Here is an 11,049-nt window from a genome sequence, read left to right as displayed (position 1 = left end):
ATACCAGTTGTCTTCATGAACGTCCGTCGTGACTGTCCGCCTTGTCGTGGGCGACCGGGTCGAAGCCCGGGACGTGTCTCGTTGCTAATGCTCGTGGCTCTGGATCAGTTGCTGTCATGGTCGGTGAATTGGTTTTCTTGGTCGCTGTTCAGATGGTCAGGAGTCGGGGGTGAGCGTGATCGATTCGGCTTCGTACTCCTCGAGGAAAGATCCGGGACCGCCGATGCTGACTGTCTCCCGGCCCGTATCGAGGACGAGGTTGTTCTGGAGGGAGAACGTGTTCGTGCGGGGTTCGATGAACGGCTGGTTCACCTCGATAATCGTCCCCGAGAGGTGCTCGCCACGGACCGGGTCGATCTCCGCGTGCAACTCGACCCCGTTTTGAAAGTGCAACATCGCCTGCAACGTCGCGTCGCGGAACCACTCGAAGGTCTTCGGAAGGGGGTCGGGGTCGGTGACGTACAGTTCAGTGGCCGCCGGCCAAAACGCCCCGATGAAGACGCTGAAGATCGACCCGGCCAGGTTTCCCTCCGAGACGTACACCGCGTGCTCGTCGACGTGCGTCCCGCCCATGATCGTGGCCTCGCCGATCATCGCGTCGTCGTCGTCGGTGACGAAGAGGAACTGGAGGGTCTGGCCCCAGCAGCGGACGACGTCGGCGACGGGTCCGTAGTCGCGATCGATGGCGTCGGGATCCTCACATTCGACCAACAACAGAAGGACGAACACGTCCCGCTCTTTGGCAGCCCGCAAATCTGCCTCGATCTCGGGATAGACGTTCTCGGGGATCGCAATCGCGATCTCCTGGTCGGCACATTCGATCGACTCGCGTAGCCGCTTTATCGCCGTCTCACGGGCCCTGACGATCTGGATCTCCGGGGACTCGGTCGCCGTCTGGGCGTACGTTTCCTCTAAGCTGGGCTGGATCGATTCGAGGCGCTCCGAGAGGTTTGCGATGGCTTCTCCCGGTGGCACCGCCTTGATCATAGTCGGCGAGGCGTGCTCTTTGACCCGGACCAGTCCGCGATCAGCGAGTCGCTCGGCAATGTTGTAGACTGCCCGCTGGGTCACGTCAGCCTCCTCGGAAACGTCTCGGGTCGTCGTCTCGTCCTGTGCCAGGATCGCGAGATATGCATCGATCTCCGTGTCCGAGAACCCGAAGACGGCGAGTTCTTCTCTGATATCCGGTTCGTCCGTGATCGATGGTTGTGTCATTGGGTCTCTCTGGGTTGTCAGTTTGATGTATTATGCTTTGATCGGCTTAGTCCCTGTCACTGAGGAGTTTCTCGAACGGGTCCCAGTCGACGTAGATGAGGGTCGCCGAGCCGACGAGCGTCACGAGGAGCATCACGCCGGAGATGATGGTAATCACGAAAGTCGGGCTTCCTGGCTCGATCGTCGGGATCGAGAACGCCAGGAAGACCAGCAGGACGACGCTCGCGAAGAAGAACGCCTGTCGGACGTCAGTCACGCGTCGGTCACCCCAAGCATGGCAGTGCCCGACGATTTGATCGCCGTGAGGTAAACGTTCCGGTAGATCCGCATGGGGCAGGCATCGCGGGGCGTTCCTGGACAGTCTCGCGAACGTTGCCGCGACCGTGCCCAGTTTCGAGCCATCTCAGTCCTCGACCTCGGCTGGCACTGGTTGGTCATCCGGGAGCGGTTCGCTGTCCCAGTAGGCGTGGCCGGGATCGGTCCGGAAACAGGCTGCCGCACGCTTACCGGGAGTGGATTCGTCGTTGCCCAGATCCGGGGCTTCCCGGGTACAGACCTCGCGGGCCTCCGGACAGCGCGTGTGGAACCGACAGCCTGCAGGTGGATCGACCGGGTCTGGGATGTCGATCGACCGCACCGGCGGGTCCTCGATCTCCTGGGCGCTGGGGTCGAGATCGGCGGTCGCCCAGCGGAGCACTTCCGTGTAGGGGTGCTGGGGATTGCCCAGTACCTCCTCGGGCGGCCCGATCTCGACGATCTCGCCGAGGTACATGATCCCGATCCGGCCGTCGGCCTTCTCGGCCAGGTACCTGGCGTTCGAGAGCGTGTGCGAGATGAACACGAAGGAGGTGTTGAACTCCTCCTGCAGTTGGAGCAGCAGATCCATCGTCTCGACGCGCAGGGAGACGTCAAGGGCCGAAACGGCCTCGTCGGCCAGGATGACGTCCGGGTTCATCAACAGCGCGCGGACGAGCGCGATCCGCTGTTGCTCGCCACCCGACAGCTGGTGTGGGAACCGATGGGCGTAGTCCTGGGGCGGTTGCATCCCGACGCGATCGAGCAGCCCGAAGATCCGTGCGCGGCGGTCCTCGGTCGACATGTCGGATTCCCAGTGCTTCAGCGGCGCTTCCAGACTCGTCAGGACCTTCTTGTTCGGATTCAGTGCCGCGCCCGGGTCCTGGTGGATGATTTGGAGGGCCTGCCGGATCTCACCGTGGGGGATGTCGGCGTCTCCGCGGCCGTCCTTGGCGTCCCAGACGTCCTGGCCGCGATAGGAGACCGAGCCGTGGGTGGGTCGCTGGACGCCGATGACGGTCTTGCCGAGCGTCGTCTTCCCACAGCCGCTTTCGCCGACCAGCGCGACCACGTCGTTCTCACGGATGTCAAGCGAGACGTCGTCGACGGCCCGCACCGGCTGGGACTCGCCGCGCATCGAGGCGAGAAGGCCTTGGTTCTGCTCGAAGTGCACCGACACGTCGTCTAAGGACATCACGACCTCATCGTCGAAGGACCACCCACTGGCAGCCGTCTCTGCGTCGGCCGCCATGTCGGCCAGTGCCGACTCCGTCACGTCGAACGGGATCGTCTCGGCGGCCTCGTCGTGGTGGAAACACGCCGACTGCTGGTCCTCGGCGACGTCGTACCACGGCGGATCTTCCTCCATACACTCCTCGGTCGCGAGCGGACACCGCGGGGCGTAGTGACACCCGTCCGGGACATGTGCCGGATTCGGGGCCGTCCCGCCGATAGGCTGCATCGTCTCCAGCGGGGCATCCAGGTTCGGGACCGCCTTCAACAGCGCTCGCGTGTATGGATGTCTGGACTCCCTGACGACCTGCTCGCTGGGGCCGATCTCGGCCAGTTCGAACGCATAGAGGATCGCCAGCCGATCGGCCATCCCCGCCACGAGGGGCAGGTCGTGCGTGATGAACAGCAGGGTGAGGTCGTACTTCTCCTTTAAATCTTCGAGCAGACTGAGGATCGACCGCTGCATCAACAGGTCAAGCGCCCCCGTCGGCTCGTCCATGAGCAGGACCTTCGGTTCAAGGATCAGGCTGAGTGCGATCAGCGCCCGCTGGCTCATCCCGCCGGAGAGCTCGTGGGAATAGGATTGGAGAACCCGGTCGGGTTCGAGGTACAGATCCGAGAGGAGTTGCCGGGCCCGTTCCATCCCTTCTTCGACATCGTAATCGTGGGCCTTCAGCGTCTCCTCGAAGTGCCCGCCGATCGTCAGCGTGGGATTGAACGACGACAGCGCACCCTGGAACACCATCGAGATCTCCTCCCAGCGCAGGGATCGCAACTCGTCGTCGTCGAGGTCAAGCACGTGGACTGGGTCGGCATCCGGCTCCGGGTAGTAGCGGATTTCGCCGGTCGTGATGCCGGGTTTCTGGACGGCGGCCATCATCGCGTTTGCGAGCATCGACTTGCCCGAGCCTGACTCGCCGACGACGCCGAGGACTTCCTTCCGGCGAAGGTCGACGTCGACGTCATCTAAGACCATTGCGTCCTGATGTTCGAGGTCGTACGTGACGCTGACGTTGCGGGCTTCGATGATCGGATCGGTCGATTCACTCTGTATTGATATCGATTCGTGACTCATATTAGACGCCTCCAATTGCGTCTTCGTCACCGCTTGTTCGGCTGTCCTCAAATGCATCCGTCGTCGAGGGACCGTCGCCAGTATCGCCGCCCTGGTCACCGTCGTCCTCAATCGTCTCGGCGTGTCGGGCCCGGACACGGGGGTTGAAAATGCGGTCGGCCCCCTGGGCCAGCAGCGTGAGACCGAGCGCGAGGACGATGATCGTCAGCATGGGCACCAATAGCCAGTGGAACGCCATTAGCGACGAGGTCGCCCCAGCGCGGTTGACGGCGGCATTCATCATCACGCCCCAGTTGTTACTCGTGTAGGGCAACACGCCCAGGAAATAAAGCCCGACGGAGCCGAAGATGACCGCCCGGGCCTGCTGGACGAAGTTCATCGTGATGTACGGCATCAGATTGGGAATGATGTCGCCAACGATAATCTTCGGCGTGCCGATCCCCATGATCCGGGAAGCCTCGGTGTACTCGGATTCTCGGAGGGTCAGCACCTGCGAGCGGATCGCCCTAGCCAGGCCGGCCCAGGCGTTGACGGTGATGAGGACACCGATAACGATCGGGTGCCCCTCAATCTGGAGCGCGGAGGCCAGCACGATCGTCAGCGGCAGCCCCGGGATCGTCATCGCCATGTCGTTGAACGTCATCAAGATGTTGTCGAATCGGCCGCCCTTGTACCCGCTTGCGGTCCCGATTGCGGTCCCGAGGATGACCGTGAAGACGGCACCGGAGGCGAGCATCAGTAGCATTGCTGGCGTCGCGTAGACGGTCTGAGAGACGAGATCGACGCCGCTCGCCGTCGTCCCGAGCGGATGTTCGATCGACCGGAACGCGCCCAGGAGTCGCGGGCCCTGATTCGGGCTCGGTGCCGCGACGATTCGCGGGCCGAGAATACCCATGAGCAGGTAGAAGACGACCACGAGCAGGCCCGTACGCGCACGCCAGTCGCTCCAGGCGATCCGGGCCGGCGCGATGAGTTTCTCCTCGAGCCACTGACGGCGCCGTTCGTTCTTGCTCATCGTGAACTCGGCCATCTGCTCAAAGTCCGAAACGGCCACGCCGCCATCGGTCGCGGCCCGTCCTCGATGATTGTGGCCGGTGATCGGCGACCCCTCTGTGTCCGTCGACAGGGTCGTCTCGCCGCCGACGCCCTCGACGAGCGGATCGTCGATTTCGTGCTCGTCGTCGGTATCGCCGCGTGCGTCGTGACGGTCGTCAGTAGGACTCACGCGAACCACCTCCTCTGGCACGGGGGTCGAGCCAGCCATATGTCAGATCGGCAATGGTAATGCCGATAACCATCGCGACGGTGATGAGGATGAAAGCGCCCATCATCAGCGGGTAGTCCCGTGAGTTGATGGACTGGATCATGTAGAAGCCCACCCCGGGGTAAGCGAAGATGTTCTCGATGATGATCGCGCCGCCGAACGACACGCCAATAGCGATCATCAGACCGGTGTACATCGGCAGGATTGCGTTGCGGGCGACGTACCGGATCGCGATCCGGCGTGTGGGTAGCCCACGCAGGCGGGCCACGCGGAGATAGTCTTCCCCGAGGATCCGGATCGAGTTGCCCCGCATGTTCAGCGCCCACCCGCCGAAGGCGACGAGCGCCATCGACAGAATCGGTAAGGCGCCGTGGTGGATCACGCTCAGGAGGAAGGGGATGTTGAACCCCTCGTTGAGTTCGGAGGCGTAGCGGCCCCCAGTCGGGAACAGTTTCCACTGGTAGCCCAGGAAGGTCAGCGCTAACAGGCCGACGACGTAGTTCGGTGTCGAATTCAAGAACAGGCCGATGCCGGTGGCCCCCACGTCGAACCGCGATCCCTCCTTGTATGCCATGAACGCGCCCAGTGTGATCCCGATGATGAACCCCAGGAACAGCGCCGTTCCCGTGAGGAATACCGTCCAGGGGATCGCCGGGCCGAGGATACTTGCGACGGGATCGCCGAGCCAGATTGACTGGCCGAAATCCCCCTGGGCAAGGCCGAACATGTAGTCGACGTACTGGACGTGAAGCGGTTCGCTGGCGTCGATTCCCGTCTGGGCCTCGATCCGCATGTTGATGGCCTCCTGGGAGAGGCCGCTGCCACCCTGTTGGATGATCTGGGCGCGCAGGTAGTCCATCGGTCCTCCCGGCAGGAGCCTGATGAGGCCGAAACTGAACGACACCACGACGAACACTGTGAGGACGGCTTGGCCGAGGCGTTTGATTATGTAATTCATGAATAATCAGATTGCCAAATTGCTGGTGATGGTGCGAAATCGGTAGTGGTTGAACCCTGTCATTGACTCGGTAGCGGAAATCGGGGTGAAGCCGGTATCAGTCGACCACTGAGTGACCACCGCGGGACGCCCAGTGGTGGACTATGGTGGAAACGTCTCGGGCGTTCCCAACCGTTAGTGACTGGTCGTGATCACTCCTCGGGCGCGGACAGCTCTGATATCAGGTCAGTCGGCGTGACCGTTTCACCGTCGCGGACCTGATCGTGCAGGATCGGGGCTTCGAACTCGCTGGGCATGTTCCAGTAGTCCGTCGCGTCGCCGCTGTTGAAGACCCAGTCGTAGTGGAAGTACGGGTGTGACTGGTCGTAGTTCGCCCAGCCCTGCAATGCGAGCTTGTAGTTCCCTTCGACGTACGTGCCGCCCCAGTAAGTCGAGGTGTCCTGCATCATCGGTTCGGCCTTGATCCCGAAGTCCTGGAGGTGGGAGACCATCGTCTCGGCGGCCGCGACCCAGTCGGAGAAGCCAGCAGGCCCGTAGATTGGGAGTTCCAGCGCCTCGCCGTCCTTCTGCCATGTCCCCCCCTGCTTTTCGAATCCGGCCTCGCGCAACAGTTCGGCGGCCTTCTCGGTCTGCTTTTCGCTACGCCCGTAGGTATCGAACTCGTCGGTGACGCCATCGAGCCAGTGGCCCTCGATGTTGCCGGTGAACTCCCCGGTCAGGCCGCTGGGGTAAGTCACCGCGACCTTCGAGCCAGTACCCGCCCCGGAGTTCTTCGCGGTCGCCTCGCGGTCGATCACGTGGGCGATTGCTTTCCGGACGCGTGGATCGTCCACGGGTTCCTTGTTGTGGTTGAATACGATGCCCATCCCCCAGTGCCGGGAGATGAGCGAGGTCTGCATGTGATCCGGGAACCGCTGAGTCTGGTTCGACGGCACGAACAGCGTCGCCGAACCGTCGGTTTCGCCGTTGATGAGCGACTGCCAGCGGCCCTGGTTTTTGGGCTTGTAAAGGTACTCGATCTCCGGAATGTCGATCTGGTCGGCGTCAGGGTGACCCTCGTACTTCGTGACGAGCGTCCGCTGGGTGTCGGCGTCCTCCCACTTCCAGGGACCGTTCCCGACGGGTTCGGGATCGGTGAAGTCGGTGAGGTTACCCAGCGCGTTCGAGCGTTCCTCCTCGGTCTCGGCGTCGTCCAGCGCCTGGACGAACTCGCCGTAGGTCCCCTCGTGGGCCCGGAGCTGAATCGGGGCCAGCAGCGACAGGAGGATGTCCTCGTTTACCGGCCAGCCGAGTTCGATCTTAGCGGTGCGGTCGCCGGTGCCCTGGACGCGCTCAGGGATCTTGTTCATGTCCTTCTCGGGGAGGATGTACGGCCCAAGCCCGCCGGCTCCACCGCTGTTGTAGAGGTCGAGCTTGATGTGATTGGCCACTTCCTTGCCGGTGACCGGATCGCCGTTGTGCCAGGTCTGGCCCTCCCGGACGGTCAGCGTGACCGTTGTCCCGTCGATCTCCCAGTCGCTGATGAGATACGGGTGATATTCCTGGGTCGCGAGGTTTTTGCGCATGAACCGGTCGAACATCGCCCGGCGTGCCTCGCCGTCGTTTTTCCCGTTCCAGACGTTGTACTGGGAGTCCTCGGGAACGGCCCACTGTGCGAACGTCAGCCGATCCTCGTCACCGCCTTCTTTGCGCGACCAGTCGCCCGTTCGCGGGAGCCAGCTGGTCGGCCAGTAGACCTGCATCTTGTCGCTGTCGGACGCCGGAACGTTCCAGTCGTCGGTCGCCTGGAACGACTGGGCAAGCTTCTCCTGGATCGGCAACACCGGCAGGGTCTGATTGGTGATGTACGCCAACTCTTGGATAGTCGTCCGCGAGACGCTCTCGATCTGTTCGGGCGTTCCCGTATCGTCCGGCCCCCCATCATCTGTGGGGGTGTCTGTCTCTGTCCGTTCCTTGCCGCCACAGCCGGCGAGTGTCGCGCTGATTCCCGCCGTGCCGAGGCCTAGCACGAACCGCCGTCGCGAGAGGGGCGAACGCCGCTTTGCCCCGTCATTGATACCAGGCATCATCGATGAGTACATAGACCGGGGTGAAAAAAGTATTGGTAGAAGATCTTCTTCAAGATTTTGGACAGGCTTAAGTGAGCAGCCCTTGACACGCCGAATGAGCAATGAGACAGCACCGATCCGGGACTTCGTCGAGGTCGACGACTGAGAAGGGCTCCCGTCCTTGGTGGAAAGAGGCGACTGTCTACCAGATCTATCCACGCAGTTTCAACGACAGCGACGGTGACGGCATCGGCGATATCCCCGGTATCGTCGAGAAGGTCGACTATCTCGATGATTTGGGCGTCGACGCGGTCTGGCTCTCCCCCGTCTATCAATCTCCACAGGCGGACAACGGCTACGACATCAGCGATTACCGCGCCATCGACGACCAGTACGGCGACCTCGGGGATTGGGAGGAGCTGCTGGCGGAACTGCACGACCAGGACATTCGACTCATTATGGATCTGGTCGTCAACCACACCTCGGACGAACACGAGTGGTTCCAGCGGTCCCGCCGTGGCGAGGAACCCTACGACGACTATTACTACTGGCGCGAGGGCGACCCCGACGAACCGCCGAACAACTGGGAGTCCTTTTTTAGCGGTCCCGCATGGAGCTACGACGACGAACGCGAGGCCTGGTACCTCCATCTCTTCGACGAGAAACAGCCCGACCTCAACTGGCGCAACCCCGCCGTCCGCGAGGACGTCTACGAGATGATGCGCTGGTGGCTCGACCACGGTATCGATGGCTTCCGGATGGACGTGATTAACCTCATCTCGAAGCGCGGGGGACTCCCGGACGGCGATCCGACCGGTGGACTCGTGGGAGACGAACACTTCATGAACGGGCCCCGCGTCCACGAGTACCTCGACGAGATGATCACGGAGACCATCGACACCGTCGATCGGGAGATCATGACCATCGGGGAGACCCCCGGCGTCTCCGTCGCAGACGCGCGACGCTACGTCGGCGAAGACGGCGACGGTCTGTCGATGGTGTTCCAGTTCGAACACGTCGGTGTCGGCGACGGCGACAGCAAGTGGGACGGCGCCGAGTGGTCGCTGACCGAGTTCAAGGAGATCATCGACCGGTGGCAGACCGGTCTCGTCGACGACGGCTGGAACAGCGTCTACCTCTCGAATCACGACCAGCCACGGATGGTATCCCGGTTTGGCGACGACGAGTATCGCCGAAAGTCCGCCACGCTACTCGGGACGTTCACACACACGCTACAGGGGACACCGTTCGTCTACCAGGGCGAGGAACTCGGCATGACGAACGCGCCCTTCGACTCGCCCGCAGAACTCCGGGACATCGAGGCGATCAACTTCGTTGAAAAAGCGATCGAAGACGGCGACGCCGACACCTACGAGGACGTCCGCGACGCGATCGAGACCATCGCCAGAGATAACGCCAGAACGCCGATGCAGTGGAACGCCGATTCGAACGCCGGGTTCACCGACGGCGAGCCCTGGATCAAGCTTAATCCGAACTACCGGACGGTCAACGCCGAGTCCGAGCAGCGTGATCCCGAATCTGTCTGGCAGTACTACCGCGAACTGATCGCGCTCCGCCACGAGCGCGACGTGCTCGTCCACGGTGACTTCGAACTGCTGTACCCGGACCATCCGTCAGTGTTCGCGTACACACGAACGCTCGATGACGCCCACGGGCTGGTCGTCCTCAACTGGTCGGGCGAGCAGATGACTATCGACGTGTCCGAGGACGTCCCAGTTGACGGGCTTGAACTCGCGCTCGCAAACGATACCGTTCCGGCAGACTTCGACGGGGCCTTGCAGCTACAGCCCTGGGAAGCACGCGTTTACCTCACGGATGGGACTTGACATCCTCATCCGGACGAAGGGCTACACGCAACGGTGGATGGCAGAAACGTCCTACTCAACGGCCAAGCGAACGCAGGACTCCGCCCTGCGTTCGCGGTTCTGGTACCGACAGTTCCGTGAGATCGTCCTCCTGTTCGCGCTCAACAACATCAAGAAACTCGCCAAGACACTATGATCCGCTTCTCGTACCGCATTTTCAATAGAGCAGGAAGTCCGGGTTCGAATCCCGGCGGTGGAATCCCACTGTTCCACCGTAGGTAAGCGAATCCTGTCGTAGTCCCCCCACAACGGCTATATGTACGTGCGATAAACATACGTGTGTATGTCAGAGACGGACGTCAACGACCAGGACCCCGAGATCGATCGGATCAACCTCCGGATTTCACGGTCGTTCCTCGAGGTCGTCGACGAATCCTGGCGCGAGCGAGGATTCAATAGCCGGAGTGAGTTCATCCGGTACGCACTTCGCGATGCCGTCAACCATCCCGAAGGAGCAGGCTTCTGGAAGGATCTGGCGATCAGCGAAGCCGATCTCACCGAGGGTGACGCGATCTCCAGCGAAGAGATGCGGGCGACCTACGGCCACGATGACGAGTGAGGACGACTGGGACTGGGCGTTCTCTCCGCGGGCCGAAGACCAGTTTGCCCAACTCGGCGACGACACCCAGGAGCGGATAATGGACAAACTCGATGAGGTGGTGTCTTCGGAGTGGCGAGAACCCGGCGACTATCTCGAGCCACTGACGAACTCGCCGTTCAAGAAGCTCCGCGTGGGTGACTATCGACTTGGCTGCCGACTCGCCCACGACGAGCATCTACTCCGCGTCGAAAGCGTTCGCTCCCGGGGTGGGGCCTACACCGCTGATGATTAGCGCCCACAGAGGCGGTCCGTCCGCAACGACACAAATCGATGTCCAGCGGCCAAAAGGAGACGAAATTCGGCGTACCGGTTTGCTTTGATCGTGTTTCAAACTGACCAAAACAACCACGATACGCTCACCGAAGTGAAGCTCGAACGCTACACCGACGGGATGGAATACGAGGAGTTCGTCGAGGATGAATTGACGTGATTTTCGAGCGCAAGCCTCGCCCTTCAGGGCGGGGTTGAGCGGTAG

The 11,049-nt window shown here is 62.1% G+C and carries 9 protein-coding genes and 1 pseudogene; 4 read left to right on the top strand and 6 right to left on the bottom strand.

The genetic code is table 11. The features are described 5' to 3' along the window. Positions 1-156: 156 nt before the first annotated feature. The 6 genes from V5A26_RS10470 to V5A26_RS10445 form a co-directional block, all read right to left on the bottom strand. Positions 157-1,215, bottom strand: a complete 1,059-nt coding sequence (locus tag V5A26_RS10470) for a TrmB family transcriptional regulator (RefSeq protein ID WP_332322461.1) — start codon at positions 1,213-1,215, stop codon at positions 157-159. A gap of 46 nt (positions 1,216-1,261) precedes the next feature. Then, the gene (locus V5A26_RS10465) at positions 1,262-1,471 is read right to left on the bottom strand and encodes a hypothetical protein (RefSeq protein WP_332322460.1); all 210 of its coding nucleotides are present in this window, start codon (positions 1,469-1,471) and stop codon (positions 1,262-1,264) included. Positions 1,472-1,618: 147 nt separating this feature from the next. Then, positions 1,619-3,817 (bottom strand): ABC transporter ATP-binding protein, encoded by a 2,199-nt coding sequence (locus V5A26_RS10460; protein WP_332322459.1) that lies wholly within the window; start codon positions 3,815-3,817, stop codon positions 1,619-1,621. 1 nt (position 3,818) lies between these two features. Then, positions 3,819-5,081 carry an ABC transporter permease gene (locus V5A26_RS10455; RefSeq protein WP_332322458.1) on the bottom strand — a complete coding sequence of 421 codons (1,263 nt, stop codon included), beginning with the start codon at positions 5,079-5,081 and terminating at the stop codon, positions 3,819-3,821. After that, a complete protein-coding gene (locus V5A26_RS10450; RefSeq protein WP_332322457.1) occupies positions 5,029-6,039 on the bottom strand; it encodes an ABC transporter permease in 1,011 nt (336 codons plus the stop codon). The genes V5A26_RS10455 and V5A26_RS10450 overlap by 53 nt, the downstream gene beginning before the upstream one ends. A 191-nt stretch (positions 6,040-6,230) precedes the next feature. Next, entirely contained in the window at positions 6,231-8,105 is a 1,875-nt protein-coding gene (locus tag V5A26_RS10445) for an ABC transporter substrate-binding protein (protein ID WP_332322456.1), read from the bottom strand. A 104-nt stretch (positions 8,106-8,209) separates the two neighbouring features. On the opposite strand from V5A26_RS10445, the gene V5A26_RS10440 reads away from it, so the two are divergent. The 4 genes and pseudogenes from V5A26_RS10440 (at position 8,210) to V5A26_RS10425 (ending at position 10,806) form a co-directional block, all read left to right on the top strand. Next, positions 8,210-9,934: a glycoside hydrolase family 13 protein gene (locus V5A26_RS10440; protein ID WP_332322455.1), complete on the top strand. Its 1,725-nt coding sequence runs from the start codon at positions 8,210-8,212 to the stop codon at positions 9,932-9,934. A 4-nt stretch (positions 9,935-9,938) separates the two neighbouring features. Beyond that, positions 9,939-10,109 (top strand): annotated as a pseudogene (locus V5A26_RS10435) (IS5/IS1182 family transposase); the annotation flags it as partial. Positions 10,110-10,256: 147 nt separating this feature from the next. After that, a complete protein-coding gene (locus V5A26_RS10430) occupies positions 10,257-10,532 on the top strand; it encodes a ribbon-helix-helix domain-containing protein (protein WP_332322454.1) in 276 nt (91 codons plus the stop codon). Further along, positions 10,522-10,806, top strand: coding sequence for a type II toxin-antitoxin system RelE family toxin (locus tag V5A26_RS10425; protein WP_332322453.1), 285 nt, complete (start codon positions 10,522-10,524; stop codon positions 10,804-10,806). Before V5A26_RS10430 ends, V5A26_RS10425 begins: the two co-directional genes overlap by 11 nt. Positions 10,807-11,049 lie beyond the last annotated feature (243 nt).

The sequence above is a fragment of the Halodesulfurarchaeum sp. genome, from assembly GCF_036626455.1.
Lineage (GTDB): Archaea > Halobacteriota > Halobacteria > Halobacteriales > Halobacteriaceae > Halodesulfurarchaeum.
Note: the sequence above shows the minus strand (reverse complement) of the source record. Positions and strands in the feature narration are given on the sequence as shown.